Origin of the sequence: Candidatus Solirubrobacter pratensis (assembly GCF_000425945.1) — a bacterium.
Classification (GTDB): domain Bacteria; phylum Actinomycetota; class Thermoleophilia; order Solirubrobacterales; family Solirubrobacteraceae; genus Solirubrobacter; species Solirubrobacter pratensis.
Window position 1 is genome coordinate 77,227 of the sequence record NZ_AUEK01000014.1, and the last position, 23,937, is coordinate 101,163.

The 23,937-nt window shown below is 71.4% G+C and carries 21 protein-coding genes; 16 read left to right on the forward strand and 5 right to left on the reverse strand.

Features of this window, described 5'->3' with window-relative positions:
* Window positions 1-92: 92 nt before the first annotated feature.
* From tig to rpmA, 16 genes are all read left to right on the forward strand, one after another.
* Entirely contained in the window at window positions 93-1,412 is a 1,320-nt protein-coding gene (tig, locus tag H958_RS39305) for a trigger factor (protein WP_051324619.1), read from the forward strand.
* Window positions 1,413-1,549: 137 nt separating this feature from the next.
* A complete protein-coding gene (clpP, locus tag H958_RS0121160) occupies window positions 1,550-2,134 on the forward strand; it encodes an ATP-dependent Clp endopeptidase proteolytic subunit ClpP (protein ID WP_028060103.1) in 585 nt (194 codons plus the stop codon).
* Window positions 2,135-2,138: 4 nt separating this feature from the next.
* The gene (clpX, locus tag H958_RS0121165) at window positions 2,139-3,413 is read left to right on the forward strand and encodes an ATP-dependent Clp protease ATP-binding subunit ClpX (RefSeq protein WP_028060104.1); all 1,275 of its coding nucleotides are present in this window, start codon (window positions 2,139-2,141) and stop codon (window positions 3,411-3,413) included.
* A 47-nt stretch (window positions 3,414-3,460) separates the two neighbouring features.
* Window positions 3,461-6,079, forward strand: coding sequence for a valine--tRNA ligase (locus H958_RS0121170; RefSeq protein ID WP_028060105.1), 2,619 nt, complete (start codon window positions 3,461-3,463; stop codon window positions 6,077-6,079).
* Window positions 6,076-7,296, forward strand: a complete 1,221-nt coding sequence (locus H958_RS0121175; RefSeq protein WP_028060106.1) for a bifunctional folylpolyglutamate synthase/dihydrofolate synthase — start codon at window positions 6,076-6,078, stop codon at window positions 7,294-7,296. Before H958_RS0121170 ends, H958_RS0121175 begins: the two co-directional genes overlap by 4 nt.
* Window positions 7,297-7,436: 140 nt before the next feature.
* The gene (locus tag H958_RS39310) at window positions 7,437-8,015 is read left to right on the forward strand and encodes a zinc ribbon domain-containing protein (RefSeq protein ID WP_051324620.1); all 579 of its coding nucleotides are present in this window, start codon (window positions 7,437-7,439) and stop codon (window positions 8,013-8,015) included.
* Between the two features lie 116 nt (window positions 8,016-8,131).
* Entirely contained in the window at window positions 8,132-8,536 is a 405-nt protein-coding gene (gene ndk, locus H958_RS39315; RefSeq protein ID WP_037411022.1) for a nucleoside-diphosphate kinase, read from the forward strand.
* Window positions 8,537-8,579: 43 nt separating this feature from the next.
* Window positions 8,580-9,182, forward strand: a complete 603-nt coding sequence (locus H958_RS0121195; RefSeq protein WP_196807479.1) for a Maf family protein — start codon at window positions 8,580-8,582, stop codon at window positions 9,180-9,182.
* Window positions 9,183-9,375: 193 nt separating this feature from the next.
* Window positions 9,376-10,428 carry a rod shape-determining protein gene (locus tag H958_RS0121205; RefSeq protein ID WP_028060108.1) on the forward strand — a complete coding sequence of 351 codons (1,053 nt, stop codon included), beginning with the start codon at window positions 9,376-9,378 and terminating at the stop codon, window positions 10,426-10,428.
* A gap of 75 nt (window positions 10,429-10,503) precedes the next feature.
* On the forward strand, window positions 10,504-11,349 hold the full coding sequence (gene mreC / locus H958_RS0121210; RefSeq protein WP_028060109.1) for a rod shape-determining protein MreC: 846 nt from the start codon (window positions 10,504-10,506) through the stop codon (window positions 11,347-11,349).
* Window positions 11,346-11,912, forward strand: coding sequence for a rod shape-determining protein MreD (gene mreD, locus H958_RS43840; protein WP_028060110.1), 567 nt, complete (start codon window positions 11,346-11,348; stop codon window positions 11,910-11,912). The genes mreC and mreD overlap by 4 nt, the downstream gene beginning before the upstream one ends.
* Before the next feature lie 3 nt (window positions 11,913-11,915).
* On the forward strand, window positions 11,916-14,084 hold the full coding sequence (mrdA, locus tag H958_RS0121220) for a penicillin-binding protein 2 (protein WP_028060111.1): 2,169 nt from the start codon (window positions 11,916-11,918) through the stop codon (window positions 14,082-14,084).
* Window positions 14,081-15,277, forward strand: coding sequence for a rod shape-determining protein RodA (rodA, locus tag H958_RS39325; RefSeq protein ID WP_231379332.1), 1,197 nt, complete (start codon window positions 14,081-14,083; stop codon window positions 15,275-15,277). Before mrdA ends, rodA begins: the two co-directional genes overlap by 4 nt.
* A gap of 9 nt (window positions 15,278-15,286) precedes the next feature.
* On the forward strand, window positions 15,287-17,596 hold the full coding sequence (locus H958_RS0121230) for an Rne/Rng family ribonuclease (RefSeq protein ID WP_028060112.1): 2,310 nt from the start codon (window positions 15,287-15,289) through the stop codon (window positions 17,594-17,596).
* 99 nt (window positions 17,597-17,695) lie between these two features.
* On the forward strand, window positions 17,696-18,013 hold the full coding sequence (gene rplU, locus H958_RS0121235; RefSeq protein ID WP_028060113.1) for a 50S ribosomal protein L21: 318 nt from the start codon (window positions 17,696-17,698) through the stop codon (window positions 18,011-18,013).
* Between the two features lies 1 nt (window position 18,014).
* Window positions 18,015-18,269, forward strand: a complete 255-nt coding sequence (gene rpmA / locus H958_RS0121240) for a 50S ribosomal protein L27 (protein WP_028060114.1) — start codon at window positions 18,015-18,017, stop codon at window positions 18,267-18,269.
* On the opposite strand, the gene H958_RS39330 is transcribed toward rpmA, so the two are convergent.
* From H958_RS39330 to H958_RS0121265, 5 genes are read right to left on the reverse strand one after another with little or no spacing between them, the layout of a single operon-like run.
* Window positions 18,201-19,694 carry a GMC family oxidoreductase gene (locus H958_RS39330; RefSeq protein ID WP_051324621.1) on the reverse strand — a complete coding sequence of 498 codons (1,494 nt, stop codon included), beginning with the start codon at window positions 19,692-19,694 and terminating at the stop codon, window positions 18,201-18,203. The genes rpmA and H958_RS39330 overlap by 69 nt on opposite strands.
* Entirely contained in the window at window positions 19,691-21,169 is a 1,479-nt protein-coding gene (locus H958_RS39335; RefSeq protein ID WP_051324622.1) for an APC family permease, read from the reverse strand. The genes H958_RS39330 and H958_RS39335 overlap by 4 nt, the downstream gene beginning before the upstream one ends.
* A gap of 3 nt (window positions 21,170-21,172) precedes the next feature.
* On the reverse strand, window positions 21,173-21,850 hold the full coding sequence (locus tag H958_RS0121255) for a hypothetical protein (RefSeq protein WP_028060115.1): 678 nt from the start codon (window positions 21,848-21,850) through the stop codon (window positions 21,173-21,175).
* Window positions 21,847-22,848, reverse strand: coding sequence for a 4-hydroxythreonine-4-phosphate dehydrogenase PdxA (gene pdxA, locus H958_RS0121260; protein ID WP_028060116.1), 1,002 nt, complete (start codon window positions 22,846-22,848; stop codon window positions 21,847-21,849). The genes H958_RS0121255 and pdxA overlap by 4 nt, the downstream gene beginning before the upstream one ends.
* Window positions 22,845-23,921, reverse strand: coding sequence for a four-carbon acid sugar kinase family protein (locus tag H958_RS0121265; RefSeq protein ID WP_028060117.1), 1,077 nt, complete (start codon window positions 23,919-23,921; stop codon window positions 22,845-22,847). Before H958_RS0121265 ends, pdxA begins: the two co-directional genes overlap by 4 nt.
* Between the last annotated feature and the right edge of the window lie 16 nt (window positions 23,922-23,937).

The following is a 23,937-nucleotide window of genomic DNA, read 5'->3' on the forward strand; positions in this document are numbered from 1 at the left end:
GATGCCGGCCGCGAGATGGCCCAAAGGGCCGGTCACGACCCATGCGGCGATACGCTGGCGCATGGCCGCTTTGTATCGTTGACCGCCGCTCTATGGCCCAGACCGTCAACACCACCGTCACCGAGCTGCCCGAGTCGCGCGTGCGCGTCGAGGCCGAGATCGGCACCGACGAGCTCGACCGCCGCGTCACGCAGGCCGCTCGCCAGCTCGCCCGCAACCTCCGCGTCCCCGGCTTCCGCGCCGGCAAGGCGCCGCCGCCGGTCGTGATCCGGCGCGTCGGCCGCGCAGCGGTGCTCGACGAGGCGGTGCGCGAGTCGCTCGCCACGTGGTACCGGGCGGCGATCGACGAGGCGGGGATCGTCCCGGTCGGCGAGCCGGAGATCGACATCGACTTCGAGAAGCTGCCGGGGGCGGGCGAGCCGCTGCACTTCTCGATCGAGATCGGCGTGCGGCCGAAGGCGACGCTCGGCGACTACAAGGGCCTTGAGGTCCCCAAGCGCGAGCCCGACGTCTCCGACGAGACCGTCGGCGAGGAGATCGAGCGCCTGCGCGAGCGCTCCGCCAAGCTCGAGACGGTCGACCGCCAGGCCCAGCGCGGCGACTTCGTCGTGATGGACTTCGCCGGCACGGTCGGCGGCGAGGCGTTCGCCGGCGGCGAGGGCCGCGACCAGATGGTCGAGCTCGGCTCCGGCCGGCTGGTGCCCGGCTTCGAGGAGCAGCTCGAGGGCGCCGTCGGTGGTGAGTCACGCACCGTGAAGGTGACCTTCCCGGACGACTATCCCGCGACCGAGCTCGCCGGGCAGGAGGCCGAGTTCGCCGTCACCGTCCGCGACGTAAAGGCCAAGCAGCTGCCGGACATCGACGACGCGCTCGCCGAGGAGGCGGGGTTCGACTCGCTGGACGAGCTGCGCGAGGACATCCGCTCGCGCCTGTCGGAGGTCGAGACGCAGCGCATCGACGCCGAGTTCCGCGAGGCGGCGCTGGACGCCGCCGTGGAGGCCGCGACGATCGAGGTGCCCGACAGCCTCGTCGAGGCGCGCGCCCGCGAGCTGTGGGACTCGATGCTGCACTCGCTCGCGCACCAGGGCATCTCGCGCGACGCGTACCTGCGCATCTCCGGCCGCTCGGAGGAGGAGACGGTCGAGCAGGCCAAGCCGGACGCCGAGCAGGCGCTCAAGCGCGAGGCGGTGCTCGCCGCGATCGCCGAGGCCGAGAGCCTGGATCCGTCCGAGGAGGAGATGCTCGAGGCCGTCAAGGAGGCCGCGCCGCCCGGCGACCGGACGTCGCCGAGCAAGCTGCTCGAGCGGCTGCGCGCCAACGGGCGCGTCGACGCGCTCAAGGACGACCTGTCACAGCGCAAGGCCCTGGACCTGGTCGCCGAGTCGGCCAAGCCGGTCGCCGCGCCCAACTAGCGGTTAAGAACTGATCGAACGACCCGGGTTGGACCGGATGGGGCCGTTGCTAGTCTTCGGCCGAGTGAGCGGTCCCCGGGCCGATCCGGTGTGCACCTGAAGGATTCGAGCGACCGAAGCGAAACGAAGCGAGGACCGTGAGCCCACTCGTACCGATGGTCGTCGAGCAAACCTCCCGTGGGGAGCGTGCGTTCGACATCTATTCCCGCCTGTTGAACGAGCGGATCATCTTCCTGGGGACCCCCGTGGACGATCAGATCGCCAACCTGATCGTCGCCCAGCTCCTGCATCTGGAGTCCGAGGATCCCGACAAGGACATCTCGCTCTACATCAACTCGCCGGGCGGCTCGGTGTACGCGGGGCTGGCGATCTACGACACGATGAACTTCATCAAGCCCGACGTGTCGACGATCTGCGTCGGCATCGCGATGTCGATGGGCGCCCTGCTGCTCGGGGGCGGCGCGCCGGGCAAGCGGATGGCCCTGCCGAACGCGAAGATCCTGATCCACCAGGTCAGCTCCGGCTTCCAGGGTCAGGCGACGGACATCGAGATCCATGCTCGCGAGGTCATCGAGCTGCGTCGCCGCCTGGATGAGATCATCGCCCAGCACTCGGGCAAGGACGTGGAGAAGGTCCGGTCAGATACGGAACGCGACTACTTCATGTCCTCCGAAGAAGCGCGGGAGTACGGCATCATCGACAGGGTGATCCGAGAGCACTAGCTGCATGGCGCGCCCGACGGACTCAAACGAGCAGCTCCTCTGTTCCTTCTGCGGGAAGTCGCAGCGGCAGGTCAAGAAGCTGATCGCCGGACCGGGCGTCTACATCTGCGACGAGTGCATCGACCTCTGCAACGAGATCATCGATGAGGAGCTCACCGCTCCGCCGACCTTCGACATCGACAACCTGCCGAAGCCGAAGGAGATCTACGGCGTCCTGAACGAGTACGTCGTCGGCCAGGAGCAGGCCAAGCGCACGCTCTCCGTAGCGGTCTACAACCACTACAAGCGCGTGCAGATGATGCAGGCCGACGACTCGGACATCGAGCTGCAGAAGTCGAACATCCTGCTGCTCGGGCCGACGGGCTGCGGCAAGACGCTGCTCGCGCAGACGCTGGCGCGGATCCTCAACGTGCCGTTCGCGATCGCCGACGCCACGGCGCTGACCGAGGCCGGCTACGTCGGCGAGGACGTCGAGAACATCCTCCTGAAGCTGATCCAGGCCGCCGACTACGACGTCAAGAAGGCCGAGACCGGGATCATCTACATCGACGAGGTCGACAAGATCGCCCGCAAGGCCGACAACCCGTCGATCACGCGCGACGTGTCGGGCGAGGGCGTCCAGCAGGCGCTGCTGAAGATCCTCGAGGGGACGACGGCCTCGGTGCCGCCGCAGGGCGGGCGCAAGCACCCGCACCAGGAGTTCCTCACGATCGACACGACGAACATCCTGTTCATCTGCGGCGGGGCGTTCGCGAACCTCGACAAGGTGATCGAGCGGCGCATCGGCCACAAGGGCGTCGGCTTCGGGGCCAACATCGAGTCCAAGGCCGACCGCGACCTCGGCGAGCTGTTCGAGCGCACGCTGCCGGAGGACCTGATGCAGTACGGGCTGATCCCGGAGTTCATCGGGCGCCTGCCGGTCGCCTCCGCGGTGCATCAGCTCTCGCGCGACGACCTGATCACGATCCTCACCGAGCCGCGCAACGCGATCGTCAAGCAGTTCCACCGCTTCTTCGCGTTCGACGGCATCGAGCTGGTCTTCTCGGCCGACGCGCTGCGCGCCGTCGCCGACAAGGCGCTCGAGCGCGAGACGGGCGCGCGCGGCCTGCGCTCGATCATCGAGGAGATCCTCCTGGAGGTGCAGTTCGAGCTGCCCTCGCGGCGCGACGTCAAGAAGTGCGTCGTGACCAAGGAGACGGTGGAGCGCGGCGTCAAGCCGACGCTCGTCACCGAGGCGCCGGGCGAGGAGCCGCCCGGCCGCGAAGCCAAGTCCGCGTAGCTCGTCCTTCGGGTTCGAGTCCGGTCGTCTCCTAGACTCCCGGCGCGATGGGGCACCCGCTGGAGGACCGCAAGCGCTACGACCCGGCCGAGACGGAGGCGCGCATCTTCGCGCGCTGGCTCGAGTCCGGGCGCTTCCACCCGGAGCCCGCGGGCACGGCGGCGGAGAACTACTCGATCGCGATCCCGCCGCCGAACGTCACCGGCGCGCTGCACATGGGCCACGCGCTCAACGGCTCGGTGCAGGACACGCTGATCCGCTACGCCCGCATGCGCGGCCTGCGCACGAAGTGGATCCTCGGCACCGACCACGCCGGCATCGCCACGCAGACCCAGGTCGAGCGGCTGCTCAAGAGCGAGGGGACGAGCCGCGAGCAGATCGGCCGCGAGGCGTTCATCGAGCGCGTGTGGCGCTGGCGCGAGCAGTACGGCAGCACGATCATCGACCAGTTCAAGCGCCTGGGCGCCTCCTGCGACTACGCGGAGGAGCGCTTCACGCTCGACGAGGGCTACGCCCGCGCGGTCCTGAAGGTCTTCGTGACGCTCTACCGCAAGGGCCTGATCTACCGCGACAACTACATGGTCAACTGGGATCCGGGCTCCGGCTCGGCGATCTCCGACCTCGAGGTCGAGGACCGCGAGGTCACCGACACGCTCTACTACGTCGACTACCCGCTGGCCTCCGGCCACGGCTCCGTGACGGTCGCGACCGTGCGCCCGGAGACGATGCTCGGCGACACCGCGATCGCCGTGCACCCGGACGACGACCGCTACACGCGACTCGTGGGCGAGACGGCGATCCTGCCGCTCATCGGGCGGCGGCTGAAGATCATCGCCGACCCCTACGTGAAGCCCGAGTTCGGCACCGGCGCGCTGAAGATCACGCCGGGGCACGACCCCAACGACTTCGAGATCGGGCGCGCGCACGGGCTCGAGGAGATCACCGTGATCGGCGAGGACGGCCGCATGACGGCCGCCGCCGGCGAGCGCTTCGCGGGCATGACGGCGCTGGAGGCGCGCGAGGCGGTCGTGGCCGCGCTGCGCGAGGAGAAGCGCATCAACCGCACCCAGCCCTACACCCACGAGGTCCCGTACTCGCAGCGCTCGGGCGAGCGGATCGAGCCGCTGATCTCGTTGCAGTGGTTCATGCGCATGGACGAGCTCGCGCAGCCCGCGATCGCGGCGGTCGAGGACGGCCGCGTCACGATCCACCCCGAAGGTCAGCGGCGCCGCTACCTCGAGTGGATGCGCAACATCCGCCCGTGGTGCATCTCACGCCAGCTCTGGTGGGGCCACCGGCTCCCCGTCTGGTACCGCGGGGACGAGACCTACGTCGGCATGGACCCGCCGGATGGCCCCGGCTGGAAGCGCGACCCCGACGTCCTGGACACGTGGTTCTCGAGCGGGCTGTTCCCGTTCGCGACGCTCGGCTGGCCGGACGACACGCAAGAGCGCCGGGCGTTCTACCCGACCGACGTGCTCTCGACGGCCCGCGACATCCTCTTCCTCTGGGTCGCCCGGATGATCATGTTCGGGCTCGAGTTCGCGGGCGACGTCCCGTTCAGCGACGTCTACGTGCACTCGATCATCCAGGCGCCGGACGGGCGCCGGATGAGCAAGTCGCTCGGCACGGGCATCGACCCGCTGGCGCTGATCGACGGCGGTGAGCGCCCGCCCGTCTTCAGCGAAGGCGGCGAGTTTCCCGCGTACGGCGCCGACGCCGTGCGCTACGGCCTGCTCGCGATGTCCTCGACGCAGGACGTCCGCTTCAACGAGACGAGGATCGCCGAGGGGCGCCAGCTCGCCAACAAGCTCTTCAACGCGTCCCGGCTCGTGCTGCTGCGCGTGCGCGACGGCGTCAGCGCGCCGAGCATCGCGCCGGAGGCCAGGACGGTCGAGGATCGCTGGATCCTCTCGCGCCTGCAGGCGGCCGAGCAGGAGCTCGCCGACGCCTTCGGCGCCTTCGAGTTCCACCGCGCGACGCAGCGGCTGTACGGGTTCGTCTACGACGAGCTGTGCGACTGGTACCTCGAGATGCTCAAGCCGCGCCTGTATCTCGAGGACAACGACGAGGCCACGGAGTTCGCGCTCTACGTGCTCTCCCAGACGCTCGCGATCGCGCACCCCGTGATCCCGTTCGTGACCGAGGAGATCTGGTCCTACATTCCCGGCGCCGACGGACTGCTGATGGCACACCGCTGGCCGGAGGCCGACGAGGCGCTGCGCGACCCGGAGGTCGAGGCCGAGGTGGCGCGCGCGATCGAGGCGACCGAGCGGCTGCGCGGCTGGCGCGACCAGGTCGGCGCCACGCCGGGCACCGCCGTCCCGGCGCGGCTGGAGGCCGAGGGCTACGAGCGTGTCGCCGCCCACATCGCGCGCATGGCGCGGTTCGAGTTCTCCGAGAACGGAGACCCCACCCACCCGCCCGTCGCGACCGTCGGCGTGCCCGGCGGCAACGTCGCGGTGCTCGAGAACAGCGCGGTCGACGTCGAGGCCGAGCGGCGCCGGGCGGCCGAGCGCGCGGACGTGCTGCGCAAGGAGATCGCGCGCGCCGAGGGCAAGCTCGCCAACCAGGGGTTCGTCGCCAAGGCGCCGGAGGCGGTCGTGACCGCCGAGCGCGAGAAGCTCGAGCGCCTCAAGCGCGAGCTGGAGGAGCTCTCAGGGTGACGTGGGACCTCGGCCGGGCGGAGGAGCATCTCCTCTCGCTCGAGCTGTTCGGCATGCGCTTCGGCCTGGAGCGCATGCGCCGGCTGCTGACCGCGCTCGGCTCCCCGCAGGAGCGCTTCGGCGCCGTGCACGTGGTCGGGACCAACGGCAAGTCGTCGACGGTGCGGATGACGGCCGCGCTGCTGGAGGCCCACGGCGTGCGATCGGGCGCGTACCTCTCGCCGCATCTGACGACGTTCGCGGAGCGGATCCGGATCGGCGACGCCGACGTGTCGCCGGACGCGTTCGGCGCGGCGATCGAGCGCGCGGCGGCGGCGGCCGCGAAGGTCGACCGCACGCTGTCGGGCGGCGAGCGCGTGACGCAGTTCGAGCTGCTGACCGCCGCCGCGTTCGACGAGCTCGCGCGCCGCGAGGTCGAGGTCGCGGTCGTCGAGGCCGGCCTCGGCGGGCGCTGGGACGCGACCAACGTGCTCGGCGCGCCCGTCGTGGTGCTCACCAACGTGGGGCTCGAGCACACGCGCTGGCTCGGGCCGACGATCCCGGACATCGCGCGCGAGAAGCTCGCGGTGGTCCGCGAAGGCGCGGTCCTCGTGCTCGGCGACGCCCAGCCCGAGGTCGAGGCGCTGGCGCGCGAGACCGGCGCGAGGATCGTCGGGCCGGAGCCGGAGCGCGCGGCGCTGCCGGGCTACCAGCGCGCGAACTTCGCCGCGGCCGTCGCCGCCGCCGGCGCCTACCTGCGCGCGCCGCTGGATCCGGCGGTCGTCGCCGTGGTCGCCGGGCGCGTCCGGGTGCCGGGACGGCTGCAGGTGGTGTCCGAGTCCCCGCGGACGATCCTCGACGGCGCCCACAATCCCTCCGGCATCGCCGCGCTCGCGGCCGCGCTGCCCGAGGCGGCCGGCGAGCGGCCCGTCGTCGCGGTCGTCGGCATCCTCGACGACAAGGACGCCGGCGCGATGCTCAAGGCGCTGATCCCGGCGACGTCCCGGCTCGTGCTGACTGCGTCCTCCAACCGCCGCTCGCTGCCGCCGGCGACGCTCGCATCGCTGGCCGCGCAACTCGGCGCGCCGGCAGTCGAGGTCGAGCCCGACGCGCGCGCCGCGCTCGCCCGCGCGCAGGCGCTGGCGGGGCCGGACGGCGCCGTCGTCGCGACCGGCTCGATCTACCTCGTGGCCGATCTGGCAAGCCCTCCGGGCGCCCGGAGGGCAAGCGCGCTGTGAACGATCGCGGACCCAGCCTCCTGGCCATGGTTGCGCTCGTCGCGATCGTGGTAGCCCTCGTCATCCTGGTCTTCTTCGGGATCGGCTACGCCTTCGGCCGCGCTTTCCTGTAGTCCCTGCCACTACGATTCAGCCCCACCATGCACGCTCTCGCGATCTTCTCGATCAAGAACAGCAGCCTCAACACGGCTGTCAGCGTCGCGCTGCTGATCCTCGGCGTGCTCTACCTGGCGCTGATCTTCTGGACGTTCGCCGACGCCCGGCGGCGCATCGACGACCCGCTGCTCGTCATCTGCGCGACGCTCGCTTCGTTCTTCCCGTTCGTTGGGACGATCGTCTACCTGATCGTCCGCCCGCCGGAGTTCCTGGACGACGTCCGTCTGCGTGAGTTGGAGATGACGGCGGCCGAGGCCCGGCTGGCCAACCTCGATTACCAGCTCTGCCCGCACTGCGACTACGAGGTCAAGGCGGACTACCTGCGCTGCCCGAGTTGCATGCGCAAGCTCAAAGAGCGCTGCTACTCCTGCAGCAAGCCGATCGATCCGGCGTGGCGCATCTGCCCGTTCTGCGAGGCGGAGACCAACGCGCCGTCGCCGTCCACGGCCCGCCGCCGGCGCCGCCAGACGACCGACCAGGCGACCGTCGCCGCGGAGCCGGCCGAGCTGGCGGAGGCGACGGAGACCGCCTCGGGCGGCGAGCCGTCACGCCGCAGGCGCTAGGCAACGTCGCACGGAGGTCGGCGGGCCCGCGTCGATAAGGTCGCGCGGGCAGCGCCCTCGTCGGGTCCGACGACCGGAGGGCGAAACCGCCAATTCCCGAACCCAAGGAACCTCAATTGGAACGCACGCTCATCCTGGTCAAGCCGGACGCGTTCGCGCGCGGCCTGACGGGCGAGATCATCTCCCGCTTCGAGCGCAAGGGGCTCAAGATCGTGGCGGCGCGCCACATGACGGTCAGCGAGGACCTCGCGGGCCGGCATTATGCCGAGCACAAGGAGCGCCCGTTCTTCGGGGAGCTCGTCGAGTTCATCACCTCGGGGCCGATCATGGCGCTCGTGCTCGAGGGTGAGAGCGCGATCAAGGCCGCGCGCCAGGTGATCGGCGCGACGAACCCGCTCGAGGCGACGACGGGCTCGATCCGCGGCGACCTCGCGATCGCCGTCGGCCAGAACATGGTCCACGGGTCCGACTCGCCGGAGTCCGGAGAGCGCGAGGCCAAGCTGTTCTTCCCGGAGATTTGAGAACAGGCAGCAGCCCCTCCGCCCCACCCCGATCATCCGACCTGTGGCGGGGCTGATCCTGGCGTCCGCGTCGCCGCAGCGGCGCGCCATCCTCGAGCAGGCCGGCATCCGGTTCACCGTCCGCCCCGCGGACGTGGAGGAGGAGACCGCGGGCGATCCGCTCGCGGTCGCCGAGGAGAACGCGCGCCGCAAGGCCGCGACGGTCGCCGGGTGGCTGGCCGCGGAGGCGGCCGGCGACGCGGGGGCGGCGTCGGCCGGCTCGCTGGTCCTCGGCGCCGACACGCTCGTCGCGATCGGCGGCGACATCCTCGGCAAGCCCCGTGACGAGGCCCAGGCGCGCGAGTACGTCGCGCGCCTGGCCGGCGCCACGCACGAGGTCGTGGGCGGGATCGCGCTCGCCGAGGCCGGCCGCGGCGGCGGCCCGGTCACGGCGGTCGTGGTGACCACCGTCCGCTTCCGTGCCGCGCACGCCGCCCTGCTCGACTGGTACGTCGGCACGGGGGAGTGGCGCGGGCGCGCCGGCGGCTACGCGATCCAGGGCGCCGGCGCCGTCCTCGTCGACGGCATCGAGGGCGACTACCTCAACATCGTCGGGCTGCCGCTCGCCCGTCTGCTGACGCTGCGGCCGGACCTGCTCCCGGCCTAGTGGACCGCCGGAAAGCCGACGCCGGCGGAGAGCTCGTCCAGCTCCGCGACGAGGCGCTGTGAGGGGTCGTGCGGCCGCTCGGTCCGGGGCCCGTATGCCACGTTACGTGCAGCCATTTAGGCGCGACACCGCTTCGGTAGACTCCCCGCCGGCTCGGTCTCCCTTTCCTAAAGGAGGTCCAGCCCGCTGACGCATGGGCTTCTTCTCGTATCTAACCGGATTCGGTGGCCGTGACATGGCGGTCGATCTCGGGACCGCCAACACGCTCGTGTACGTACGCGGGCGCGGCATCGTGCTGTCCGAGCCGAGCGTGGTCGCGATCGACAGCCGCACCGGCGAGGTGCACGCCGTCGGCATCGAGGCCAAGCGCATGCTCGGCCGCACGCCCGGCACGATCTCCGCGATCCGCCCGCTCAAGGACGGCGTGATCGCCGACTTCGACGTCACCGAGGAGATGCTGCGCCACTTCATCCAGAAGGTGCACCAGAACCGCTGGGCGCATCCCCGCGTCGTCGTGTGCGTTCCGAGCGGCGTGACCGGTGTCGAGAAGCGAGCGGTCGAGGAGGCGTGCCTGAGCGCCGGCGCGCGCCAGGCGTACCTGATCGAGGAGCCGATGGCGGCCGCGATCGGCGCGGGCCTGCCGGTCGGCGAGCCGACCGGCAACATGGTCGTCGACATCGGCGGCGGCACGTCCGAGGTCGCGGTCATCAGCCTCGGCGGCATCGTCGTCAGCCAGTCGATCCGCGTCGGCGGCGACGAGCTCGACGAGTCGATCATCAACTACGTCAAGAAGGAGTACAAGCTCCTCATCGGCCAGCAGACGGCCGAGGAGGTCAAGCTCGAGATCGGGTCGGCGTACCCTCTCGAGGAGGAGGTGCAGGCCGAGATCCGCGGCCGCGACCTGGTCTCCGGGCTCCCGAAGACGGTCGTGCTGACCTCCGAGGAGGTGCGCGCAGCGCTCGAGGAGCCGCTGGTGCAGATCATCGACGCGATCAAGGAGACGCTCGACCGGACGCCGCCCGAGCTGGCTTCCGACATCATGGATCGCGGCATCATGCTGGCCGGCGGCGGCTCGCTGCTGCAGGGCCTTGACGAGCGTCTCAGGGAGGAGACCCAGATGCCCGCCCACCGGGCCGAGTCGCCGCTCACGTGCGTCGCGGTCGGAAGCGGCAGGAGCCTCGAGGAATTCGAGGCGATCCACCGCTCGAACCGATCGAACAACCGCAATAGGCGGCCTCGCCGCTAGCTTGGTCTTGACCTTCCCCCCGAACCCCGCCTTCATTCTCGTATGCACGACAGAGCGGTACGCCGTCGCCGTGCAGTGCTGGTCGTCCTCGTAGCGGCCTCGCTGTTCCTGCTGACCGCCTACTTCGGCGAATCCTCCAATGGCAGTCTGCACGCGGTGCAGCGCGGCGTGGTGGGGGTCCTGTCGCCGATCCAGGACGGCGCGAGCCGCGTCCTGAAGCCGGTCCGGGACCTCTTCGGCTGGTTCGGGGACACGCTGGACGCGAAAGGTCAGCGCGACGACTACAAGCGCCAGGCCGACGACTACCGCACCCAGCTCGGGCAGGCGATGGCCCAGATCAACCAGCTCAAGCAGCAGAGCCAGCTCAAGAGCCTCGACGACCGCGGCCTGGACCAGTACCAGCCGGTCGAGGCGCGGGTGATCGTGCGCTCCCCGAACGCCTTCTACCAGCGGATGGAGATCAACAAGGGCACCGGCGACGGGATCCACGGGGGCGACCCGGTCGTGGCGGGCGGCGGCCTGGTGGGCAAGGTCGAGACCGCGCTGGGCTCGAGCTCGGTCGTGACGCTGATCACCGATCAGGACTTCGCGGTCGGCGCGCTGGCCGGGCCGTCCGCCGAGCCCGGCAGCATCCAGCCTGCGATCGGCGCGCCCGGCGACCTGCTGCTGAAGATGGTCCAGGACACGAACAAGATCCGAACCGGCAACCTCGTCTACACCGCGGGCACGGTCTCGTCGCGCGCGGACCTCGCGTCGCGCTACCCGCCGGGGATCGTGATCGGCAAGATCAAGCGCATCGACCCCGGGTCGGGCGACCTGGACCGCCGCATCCACGTCAAGCCCGACGCGGACATCACCCACGCCGACATCGTCCAGGTGCTGACAGAGCCGCACGCGGACCTGCGGGCGTCGACGAAGTGACGCTGACCGGCGCATCGATCTTCCGCCTGGCCCTGATCGGCCTGCTCGGCGGCATCGTCCAGCTGGGCGCGGTGTCGCAGTTCACGATCTTCGGCGTCCCGGCCGACCTCTCGCCGCTGCTGGTCGCGGCGGCCGGCTTCTACTCGGGCTCGGTCGCCGGCGCGACGTTCGGCTTCTCGCTGGGGCTGTTCGTCGACATCTCGCTGTTCCAGACGCTCGGGGTGACCTCGCTCGTGTTCACCGCCGTCGGTTACGGCGCCGGCCGGATCCGCGAGCTGCGCGACCCAGCGCACGGTCTCGCGCCCGTGGCAGTCGGCGCGGCGGGGACCGCGATCGCGCTGATCGGCTTCGCGCTGCTGCAGTTCCTGCTCGGCGTCGAGGCGCCGGTCTCGCTGCTGCTGCTGCGGCAGATCCTGTTGACGATCCTGCTCGACACGCTGCTCGCGCTGCCGGTGTTCGCGCTCGTGCGCCGGATCCTGCTGCCGTATCTGCCCGAGGACCCGCGCCGGCGCCGCCGCCGGGCCTACACGACCGGCGGGCTCAGCCCGATCTCGCGGGCCTGAGCGATGCCGCAGCGCGTCAAGGAACGTGTCCCGCCGATCACGCCGCAGCTCGCGTGGCGCGTCGCCGTGCTCGGCGGCACGTCGTTCGTGCTGTTCGGGATCGTGTTCTTCCGCCTGTGGTTCCTGCAGGTCCTGTCAGGCGAGGAGCTCGTGGCGAAGGCGCGCCAGAACCGCGTGCGCAAGATCCCGATCGAGGCGCCGCGCGGGAACATCGTCGACCGCAACAACGAGACCCTGGTCAAGAGCAAGGTCGCGGCGGTGGTGCAGCTGCTCCCGAACGACCTGCCGGACACCGTCAGGACGGACGCCGACAAGTACCGGCAGGCGCTTGCTGCGGCCGAGGCCGACCGCCAGAAGGCCCAGGATCAGGCCGACGCGTTCTGGCGGCAGCTCAAGGACGACGGCGTGAAGTCCACGAAGGCGCAGCTGAAGGCGCTGAAGGACCTGCGCCGCCAGGGCAAGACGGCGCGCAAGGTCGCTGTCCCGCCGCTGCCGGCCTCCGAGACGGCGCTCGCGAAGGTCTACGGGCGCATCTCGCGCACGCTGGCCGACGTCAGTCCGCGCCAGATCCAGGATCGCGTGATCCGCGGCCTGGCCGACGCGCCCTACTCCAACGTGACGATCAAGACCGACATCACCACGGCGGAGTTCAACTACATCAAGGAGAACCCGGAGCTGTTCCCGGGCGTGGTCGTCGAGACGCAGTTCCTGCGCGAGTTCCCGCACGACGATCTCGCGGCGCAGCTGTTCGGGACGGTCAACGAGATCAGCGAGACGCAGCGCAAGGAGAAGAAGTACGCCGGCGTCGCGCAGGGCACGCGGATCGGCCAGAGCGGGCTGGAGGAGCGCTACGACCGCTACCTGCGCGGCAAGGACGGCTACTCGCGCGTCGTGGTCAACGCGATGGGCACGCGCGACGACCAGGCGCGGACCTCGGTCAAGGAGGCCGTCCAAGGCCAGCGGCTGAAGCTCACCCTCGACTTCAACCTTCAGCAGGCGGGCGACAGGGCGCTCAAGCAGGCGATCTCGAAGTCGCAGTACGGCGCGACGGCGGGCGCGTACGTGGCGGTGGATCCCACCGACGGCGCGATCCTCGCGATGGGCTCGCAGCCCAGCTTCGACGCCAACGTGTTCGCGCGGCCGTTCTCCCAGAAGACGTACAAGAGCCTGACGTCGGACTCCAACAGCGCCCCGCTGCTCAACCGCGCGACCGAGTCCGCCTATCCGACCGGCTCGGTGTTCAAGCCCGTCACCGCGCTCGCGGCGCTCAGCCAGGGCCTGATCACGCCGGACGAGACCTACGACGACACCGGGCACTTCGAGTACGGCACGCAGAAGTACCAGAACGCCAAGGCAGCGGCCAACGGTCCCGTGAACATGGTCAGCGCGATCAAGAAGTCGTCGGACACGTACTTCTTCCGGCTCGGCTCGCTGGCGCGCGGGCGCGTGATCCAGCAGTGGGCGGCGCGGCTCGGCTTCGGCCGCAAGACCGGGCTCGACCTCCCCGGCGAGCATGCCGGCCTGGTGCCCGACAAGGCGTGGCGCGACCAGGGCTTCGACGCCTACACGAAGTGCCGCGAGAAGCGGCACTTCGCGCAGGACTCGCTCGACGCGCTATACGCGTGCGGCGGTATCGACCGCCCGTGGACGGGCGGCGACAACGTCAACCTCGCCGTCGGCCAGGGCGACCTGCAGGCGACGCCGCTGCAGGTCGCCGTCGCGTACTCCGCGCTCGCCAACGGCGGGACGATCGTGCGCCCGCATGTCGGCTCGGCGATCGAGGACGGCCTCGGGCGCACGGTGCAGGAGCTGCACTTCAAGTCGCGCCGCAAGGTCAAGTTCGACCCGACCGCGCTCGGCGTGATCCGCACCGGCCTGCACGAGGCGGTCGCGAGCCAGGGCGGCACGTCCTACGACGTCTTCAAGGGCTGGGACCAGAAGCGCTATCCCGTCTTCGGCAAGACCGGCACGGCGGAGCGCGGCGCCAACCCCGACCAGGCCTGGTACGCGTGCTGGGTGATGGACAAGAACCACCCGATCGTCGTCGTGGTCACGATCGAGAAGGGCGGCTTCGGCGCCGAGACCGCCGCACCCGCGGCGCGCCTCATCCTGTCGCAGTGGTTCGATACCGGTGATCGGCAGTTCCATGCCGGGGCGAGTCAGAGCAATTGAGCGCGCAGACCATCCAGCCAGCCTCCGAGCCGCCGCCTCCGCTCGTCCCGCGCGAGTGGCGTCTGCGGCTGGACCCGCTGCTGCTGCTCGCCAGCCTCGGGCTCATCGCCTGCTCGCTGGTCACGCTCAAGGGCGCGACCGCGAACGACATCCCGAGCGACCCGCTGTACTACGTCAAGCGCCAGGCGATCTACGCGGGCCTCGGGCTCGTCGTGATGTACGGCATGTCGCGCTTCGACTACTCGCGCCTGCGCGAGCTGCGCTACCCGATCTACGGCGTGCTGATCGCGTCGCTGATCGGGGTGCTCGGCCTCGCTCAGGCAACCCGCGGCGCCAAGAGCTGGATCCCGCTGCCGGGCTTCAACCTGCAGCCGTCCGAGCTCGGCAAGGTGCTCCTCGTCGTCGCCTTGGCGGGCTTCGTGGTCGAGCGGATGCGCACGATGGGCCGCGACACGACGGCGCGCGTGATGCTGCTCGGGCTGTTCCCGACGCTCGTCGTCATGGCCGAGCCGGACCTGGGCTCGGCGAGCGTGTACGTCGCGGGGACGCTCGCGCTGCTGTTCGTGGCGGGCGCGCCGTGGCGGCACTTCCTCGCGCTGCTCGGGCTGTTCGCCGTCAGCCTGACCCTCGTGCTGGCCGTCGCGCCGCGGCTCGGCGTCGAGGTGCTCAAGCCGTATCAGGTGGATCGCCTGACGGCGTTCATGCATCCGTCCGAGGATCCCGCCGACGCGGGCTACCAGCAGGAGCAGGCCAAGACGGCGATCGGCTCGGGGGAGAAGACCGGCCGCGGCGTGCAGAACGCCACCCAGACCTCGCTCGGGTTCCTGCCCGAGCACCACACCGACTTCATCTACGCCGTGATCGGCGAGACCTATGGGTTCGCCGGCTGCGCGCTCATACTCTCGTTGTACGCGCTATTGATATGGCGCGGGTTGCATATCCTGACAATCGCGAAGAACCTCTTCGGAGCGCTGATCGCCGGCGGCGTCACCGTGATGCTGCTGTTCCAGCTTTTCGTGAACATCGGGATGAACGTGGGAATCATGCCCATCACAGGCGTGACGGCCCCGCTCTTGAGCTTCGGCGGCTCGTCGATGCTCTCCACTTTCCTGGCCCTCGGCCTCCTGCACTCCGTCAACGCGCAGGCGCGCGAGACGACGGACCGCAAGGGGAGGGCCACCATCTTCCAATGAGGTTGTCCTTTGAGAAAGCAAGTGCTCGTCACCGTCGACCGCGGCGAGACTCGCGTCGCGATGCTGGAGGCGTCCGGCGAACCGGGCGCACCCGCGAAATCCCATTCCCGCTCGCGCTCCGGTCGTAAGCGCCACGGCGTCCCCGAGGGATACCGGGTCGCCGAGATCTACTTCGAGCGCCGCGGCGGCCGCTCGATCGTCGGGAACATCTACAAGGGCCGCGTCGACAACGTCCTGCCCGGCCTCGAGGCCGCGTTCGTCGACATCGGGCTCGACAAGAACGGCTTCCTGCACGTCGACGAGATCGTGCTGCCGGGCGTCGAGCAGGTCAAGCGAGGCCGCGGCGGCGGGGGCGGTGGGCACCGAATCACGGACCTGCTCAAGCCCGGGCAGGAGATCGTCGTCCAGGTCGTCAAGGACCCGCTGAAGACCAAGGGCGCCCGCCTGTCGATGGAGCTGACCATCGCCGGCCGCTACATGGTCTACGCCCCCACGGGCGAAGGCGTCGGCGTCTCGCGCCGGCTGGAGGACAAGGAGCGCGACCGCCTGCGCAAGGAGGCTCGCCAGCTCGACCTGGGCGGCGGCGGCGCGATCATCCGCACGGCGGCGCACGGCGCGGCCCGCGCCGACTTCGAGCGCGAGCTCCAGTACCTCTTCAAGCTCAACGAGGTGCTCCAGAAGCGCGTGGCCGAGACGCCGGCGCCCGCGCTGGTCTTCCAGGAGGCCGATCTCTCGGTGCGCGTCGTGCGCGACATCTTCTCCGCGCACTTCGAGCGCGCGGTCGTCGACGATCCGAAGCAGCATCACCGGCTGGTGAGCTTCTTCTCGCGCACCGCGCCCGAGCTTGTCGACCGCGTCGAGCTCTACGAGGGCGACGACCCGCTGTTCGAGGCCTTCGGCGTCGACCCGGTCATCAACGGGATGCTCGAGCGCCGTGTGGACCTGCCGAGCGGCGGCTACCTGATCATCGACTACGCCGAGGCGCTGACGGTCATCGACGTCAACACCGGCTCGTTCACCGGCAAGGGCAAGTCCGCCCGGCTGGAGGACACGATCACCAAGACGAACCTCGAGGCCGCCGAGGAGGTGGTGCGCCAGCTGCGCCTGCGCGACATCGGCGGCATCATCGTCATCGACTTCATCGACATGGCCCGCTCGCGCAACCGCGACGCCGTGCTGAAGGTCCTCCGCAAGGCACTCGACGAGGACCGCACGAAGACCTTCGTGGTCGAGATCTCGCCGCTCGGCCTGGTCGAGATGACGCGCCAGAACGTCACCGACGGCGTGCGCGAGATCATGACCAAGCCGTGCCCGGTGTGCCACGGCGAGGGCGTGATCAAGTCCGAGGAGACGATCGCGATCGAGTTCGCGCGCCACATCCGCCACATGGTCAAGGACGCCGGGCCGGACGGCCCCGACGCCTACCTGCTGCGGATCAACCCGCGCGTGACGGCCTGGTTCATCGCCGACGGCGCGCGCGAGCTGCACGCGCTCGAGCAGGAGACCGGGCGCTACTTCCACTTCGAGGGCTCCGAGGGTCTGCCGCTCGACCACTTCGCGGTCACGATGGAGGGCACGCGGGCGGAGATCGAGGAGCGCTCGGTGCCGTTCCGCGCGGGCGAGGAGGTCCACGTCGACCTCGTCGAGCCGCACATGTACAACGAGGACGACGCGGTCGCCAAGGTCGACGGCTATCTGATCGACGTGGTCAACGGCGTCGCGTTCGTGGGCGAGAAGAAGCTCGTCCGGATCGAGGAGGCGGGCCGCACGATCGCCACCGCCGTGCTCGTCGGCGCCGACGCCGAAGTGGCCGCCGAGGCCGCCCGCGAGCGCGCCGGGGCGCGCGAGCAGGCGGCGGTGCGGGCGCGCCGCTCGGCCGCGGCCAAGAAGGGCGCGGCCAAGCGCCGCGAGCGCGTGGCCGAGGCGGCCGCGACGCTCACCGACGAGACGCCGGTGGAGGCCGGGACCGGCCCGGGCGCGGCGGAGGAGGTCGAAGAGCCCAAGAAGGCCCGCCGCGGCGGGCGCCGACGCAAGCGCACCGACGACGCCGACGAAGGCGGCGCCGTGGCGGTCGCCACGGAGGAGGAGGCGCCCGCGGAGGAGGAGGCGCCCAAGCCGAAGGGCCGCCCGCGCCGCCGCAAGGCCGCCGACGCGGAGGCCGACGCCCCGGCCCCCGAGGAGCAGGAGCCCGACGCCGCCGGCGACGACGAGGCCGAGGACGGCGACGCGCTATCCTCTCGCCCTCGGCGCCGTGGCCGCAGAGGCGGACGGCGCCGTTCGCGCGCCAAGTCGCAAGCCGACGCCGAAGTCACCGAATGAAAGCTGAAGGCGGCAGCACCCTCCGCCCCACCACGAGCATCCGAGCCTTAGGGCGAGCAGCCCCTCCGCCCCACCCCGATCATCCGACCTTAAGACGACATGTCCTACGCAGTCATCAAGACCGGCGGTAAGCAGTACCGCGTCATCGAGGGCCAGACCCTCCTCGTCGAGCGCCTGCCCGACGACGTCGGCGCGACCGTCAAGCTGGAGCCGCTGCTGCTGGCCGGCGACGGCGACCCCGTCTTCGAGGCCGACGGCCTCGGCCAGGCGAGCGTGTCCGCCGAGATCGTCGCGCACGAGCGCGGGCCGAAGCTGCGCGTGTTCAAGTTCAAGCCCAAGCGGGGCTACAAGCGCCGCACCGGCCACCGCCAGGAGCTGACGCGCATCCGCATTACCGAGATCGGCGGGAAGGGCTGACATGGCACATAAGAAGGGACTCGGCTCCAGCCGCAACGGCCGTGACTCGAACGCCAAGCGCCTCGGCGTGAAGGTGTTCGCCGGCCAGGCCGTCACCGGCGGCGAGATCATCGTGCGCCAGCGCGGCACGCGCTTCCATCCCGGCAACGGTGTCGGGATCGGCCGCGACGACACGATCTACGCGAAGTCAGCGGGCGTGGTGGCCTTCACCGAAGGCCGCAAGGGACGCGTCATCAGCGTCCAGCCGCCCGAGTAGCGAAGCGACCTTCAGCCCGATCACCGCGGCCGGCACGTTCGTGTTGGCCCGCGGTATCGCCGGCATGATGCTGCAGTCGGCGACGTAGAGGGCCTCGAGCCCGTGCACGGCGGCGTCCGCGCCGACGACGGGCCCCATCGCGCAGGTGCCGCCCGGGTGGTAGTAGTGCACGACGCCGCGGCGGATCGCCTTGCGCAGCCCGGCGCCGCTCGCGCGCGGACCCAGCTCCTCGCCGAGCAGCGGCATCCGCGCGGCGATCTCGCGCATCAGCTCGACGCCGTCGGCCAGCACGTCGAGGTCGTGCTCGTCGCTCAGGTACGCGTGGTCGATCCGCGGCCGAGCCGCCGGGTCGGCGCTCGCGACCGCCACCGTGCCGCGCGAGCGCGGCGTCATGCACGCGACCGGCAGCTCCCAGCGCCACGCGTCGCGGCGCCGCGGATGCGGTCCGCCCAGCGGGTACAGGTGCAGGTCGAACGCCTCCGTGCAGTGGCTGCTGCGCAGCTTGGCGATCGACTGCTCCTCGGGCGTCCAGCCGGTCCGCTCGGCGTGGCGGCGCTCGAGCTCCGGACCGCCCGCGAAGCCCACGACGAACGCGGGGTGGTCGTGCAGGTTCGCCCCGACGCCCGGGCGATCGTGCACGCAGGCGATGCCGGCCGCCGCCAGCAGGTCCGCCGGCCCGATCCCGGAGCGCTGAAGGATCGCCGGCGACTCGTAGGTCCCGGCGGCCAGCACGACGCGCGCGGCGCGCAGCTCGCGCCCGTCGGCCAGCGCCACTCCCACGGCGCGGGATCCCTCCAGCAGGACGCGGCCGACGGCCGCGTCGCCGATCACGCGCAGCGACGCGTAGTCGCGATCCAGGAACGCGAACGCGGCGTTGAAGCGCACGCCGCCGTCGATGTTGACCGGCGCGATGCCGATCGCCTCGTGCTCGTCGAGGTCGTTGAGATCGGCCGTCAGCGGGATCCCGGCGGCCTGCGCGGCCTCCAGGCATGCCGCGTGGAACGGCGTGACCTCCTCCGCCGTGTAGCGGTGGACGCGGAACGCGCGCTCGGCCTGCTCGAACAGCGGGACGAGGTCCTCGGTCGCCCAGCCGGGCTGTCGCCACCCGTCGTAGTCGGCGCGCGCGCCGCGGATCGCCGCGCACCCGTTGTGCGACGAGCAGCCGCCGAGCACCCGTGCACGCTCGAAGGCCACGACGCGATCGGGGTAGGTCGCCTCGCTCGAGTAGCCCCAGTCGTAGCTGGTGCTCAGGGCACTGGCGTCGAGCAGGCCGGCGTCCCAGCGCCCCGAGTCGCGTGGGCCGAGGTCGGGCCCGGCCTCCAGCAGCACGACGTCGGCGCCGGCGGCCGCCAGCCGGCCGGCGAGCGCGCAGCCCGCCGGGCCCGAGCCGACGACGACCGTGTCGGTCTCGGCGGGCAGCGTCACGCCCGCACCTCGCGCGGCGCCGCGCCCTGCGGCTCCTCGGCCCCGCCGATGTCCAGCTCCGGCAGCTCGTCGAGCGCGTGCGGCGCGAACACGCGGAAGCACGCGAAGGTGACCGCGCCGATCGCGATCAGCACCGCGACGAGCTTGACCGCGTCCCAGAACTGGCTCGGGAAGACGAGCACGCTCAGCTCGAACACGAGCCACAGCAGGGCGCCGGCGACGACGACCGGCTCCCAGCGGCCGAGCCGGAACGACGACGGGATCCGGGCGAGCCGGCCGCGCACGCGCAGATACAGGAGGACGGTGGCGAGGTAGATCAGCGCGGGCAGGATCGAGCCCGCGGTGAACAGCTTCACGAGCGTGTCGGTGCTGAAGACGAGCGTGAAGACGACGCCGCCGGCGAGGATCAGGCCGACCGCCCACGCGGGCGTCGCGGTGCTCGGCAGCACGCGGCCGAACAGCTGATAGCCGGGGAAGCGCTTGTCGCGCGACATCGCGAACACGAGCCGCGAGCCCGACATCATGATGATCAGGCCGTTGGCGAAGATGGCGACGTTGACGAACACCAGGAAGAGGTCCTTGACCGTCCCGCCGAGCCGCGCGTCCATGATCGCCGACACCGGCGCCGCCGACGCGGTCGTGCCCTTGACGTCGCTCATCGCGATCGTCAGCGCGATCAGGAACACGAGCCCGACGACGACCGACACGACGACCGCGCGCAGCATCGCCATCGGCACCACGCGCGTCGGCTCCTCGGTCTCCTCGGCCAGGTTCGCGGCGGCCTCGAATCCGACGATCGTGTAGGCGCCGATCAGGATCGCGAGCATGAAGGGGCCGTTGTAGGCCCAATAGCCGGAGCCGTCGTCGATCGTGCCGGAGGAGGTGAGGTTCGAGACCGAGCCGTCGCCGGTGATCGCGACCGCGATCAGCAGCACGACGGTGAGCCCGAGCATGCCGATGATCTCCGCGCCGACCGCCGAGCCGTTGATCAGCGCCGTGGCGCGCGTGGAGAGGACGATCAGCGCGGCCTGGGCGACCAGCGTCAGGATCGTCACGAGCTGGGCGTGCCCGGTCGTCGGGGAGATGCCGAACAGCGGCATGAACGCCTGCGTCGCGAAGCCGTAGTCGACGGCGACCACGACCACGGCGAGGAACGCGTAGGACAACCAGCCGAAGCCCCAGCCGACGCGCGGGTTGGTCAATCGCGAGGCCCACTGGTAGGAGTAGCCGGCGATCGGGATGCGCGCGGCGAACTGCATGAAGATCAGCGCGACGAGGATCTGGCCGATGCCGGCGACGAGCCACAGCCAGATGCCGCGGGGCCCCGAGTTGTTGAGCACGAACCCGTACGCGGCGAAGATGCCCGACGTGATCGAGATGAACGAGAAGCCGACGGCGAACGACGTGAAGCCGCTGAGCGTGCGCCCCAGCTGCTGGTGGTACCCGTAGCGCTCCATGTTGTGGTCGGCGGACATCGGTCAACCTCCGTTCGGTTCTGCGGCCTCGATCACGGCGCGCAACTGGTCCAGCAGCGGGGCGTCGGGCACGAACCGCCCCTCGAACGCGGCGCTGCCGACGGTGAACCCCCACGCGCCGGCGGCGGCGATCGCCCCGATCCGGTCCGTGTCGGCCACGCTGCCCGCCACGATCACGGGCACGTCGACGGCGGCGATCGCCTCGCGCATCAACGTGTCGGCATCGCCGGCGAAGCGGTAGGCGAGCAGGTCGAGCCCCCAGACGCCGTCCGTGGTCGCGAGCGCGCCTGCGCTGGCCACGATCGACTCGCGCGTACCCTCGAGCACGCTCGGATGGCCGACCACCCTGCCGGGAAACGGGCAGTAGCGCACGCCGGCGCCGTCGATCAGCCGCAGCGCGTCCTCGACGTGCGTGCCGCCGAGCAGGAGGTCGACGCCGAGCTCGAGTCCCGCCTCGATCGCGCGCAGCTCCTCGTCGCGCGTGACGCTGACGACCTCGAGCGCGACCTCGCGCCCCTGGTCGCGCAGGATCGCGGCGACCTCGGCCAGCTCGGCGTGGGGGAGCCCGACGTCCTTGAAGCCCACGACGCCGATGTCGAGCGGCGCGATCTCGCGGCAGATCCGCGCCGCGTCGGGGACCGTCGCGTCGCCGCGGGTGAGCATGAAGACGAACCGCGTCACGCGCTCCTCCGTGCGCGCGCCGTGAAGGCGCGGGCCAGCTCGTAGGCGGCGGCGAGGCTCTCCGCCGAGGCGGCGCCCGTGCCGGCGAGATCGAAGGCGGTGCCGTGATCGACGCTCGTGCGCACGAACGGAAGCCCGAGCGTCACGTTCACGCCGCGCTCGAAGCCGACCATCTTGAGCGGGATCAGCCCCTGGTCGTGGTACATCGCGATCACGACGTCGAACTCGCCGTGGTAGGCGCGGCGGAAGATCGTGTCGGGCGCGAACGGGCCGCTCGCGTTCGCGCCGGCCGCGACGGCGCGCTCGATCGCGGGCGCGATCATCGTCGCCTCCTCGTCACCGAACAGGCCGCCTTCGCCGGCGTGCGGGTTCAACCCGGCCACGGCGATCCGCGGGCGGTCGAGCTGGAGGCGGCGCAGCTCGCGGTCCACGACGGCGATCGTGCGCACGATCGCGTCCTCGTCGAGCCGCTCGAGCGCCTCACGCAGCGAGACGTGGACCGTGACCAGCGCGACCCTGAAGTCGCCGTCGGCGAGCATCATCACCGCGTCGGGCGTGCCGGTGAGGTCCGCCAGCGCGCTCGTGTGGTCGTGGTGGCGCGCGCCGCCGAGCACGAGCGACTCCTTGTTGATCGGTGCGGTGACGATGGCGTCGATCTCGCCGGCGAGCGCGAGCTCGATCGCGCAGGTGAGGTAGCCGTAGGCGGCGGCGCCCGCCCGGGCGTCGACGCGCCCGGGGACCGGCGGCGGGTCGAGCGCTCCGACCTGCACCACCTCGGCGGTCCCCGGGCGCGGGCGCGCGTCGCCGGGCGCGGCGATGGTGCGCACGTCGAGCGCGACGCCCGCGAGCTCCGCGGCGCGGGCGAGCGCGTGGGCGTCGCCGATGACGAACGGCCGCGCGCCGGCGTGGACGGCGTCGCCGGCGAGCAGCTTGGCGACGATCTCGGGGCCGACGCCGGCGGGATCGCCCATCGTGACGGCGATGATCGGAGTGCTCATGGCGCGGACCCTAGGAGCACATTCACGCTCGCGGTCAGCGCCTCGTCGCTGCCGAAGCCGCCGGCCTTCGTCACCGCGAGCAGATCCCGGCCGCCGCGCAGCACGCCGAGCGGGATGCCGGGCTCGACCTCGCCGAGCACCGAGAACGCGGTCGCATCGAGCGCGCGGATCGCCGCCGCCGCGGTGTCGCCGCCGGTCAGCACGACGCCGTCCGCGCCGGCGTCGACCTCGGCGCGCACCGCGGCGCCGAGCTCGCGCGCGACGCCGGCGGGGTCGGCGTGGAAGTCCGGCGAGGCGAGGATCGTGACGCGCGGGTCGCCCGCCTCGCGCAGGCGCGCCAGCTGGCGGCGGGCGAGCGGGTTGAGGCTGCCGACGGCGACCACGACGCGGTGCGCCTCGCGCGCCGGACCGCGGCGGGCGCCGGGACCGCGCAGCACGCGCCCGAACGCCTGCGTGAGACCGGTCGAGCCGGCCCACAGCACGTCCTCGGGCGCGGCGCGCACGAGCGCGTCGAGGTCGTCGTCGGTGCTCGCATCCGCGACGACGACGCCGGCGAGCCGCTCCGGGTCGAGGCGCTCGCCGGCCGCCAGCAGGGTCGCGGGGGAGAGCAGCGCGAGCAGGTCGCTGGTACGGGCCGGGGAGACGGGATCCTCGCCGGCGAAGCCCTCGTGCACCGGCACGCCGTCGAGCCGCTGCACGCCGCCGGCGGTCGTGCGCCCGTAGCGCGGGAAGGCGGGCGCGACGATCGCGGCGCGGCGGCCGCTGGCGGCCAGCGCCGCCGTGAGCTCGGCGGCCACGTTGCCGCGCAGGGTCGAGTCGAGCTTCTTGATCAGCAGCGGCGCGTCGCGCAGCGCGCGGACGCGGGCGCCGACCAGGCGGCCCGCCTCGCCGGGATCGCGGTGGCGCGTGCCGGCGTCGACCGCGATCACGTCGGTCTCGAGCGCCGGGTCGGGGTCGCCCGCGAGCACGACGTGGGCGCTGAAGCCCGCGCGGACGAAGCCGACGGCGGCGTCGCATGCGCCGGTGAGATCGTCGGCGACGATGGCGACCGCTGGGCGCGCGCGTCCCGGCATGGCGCAAGTACACTGC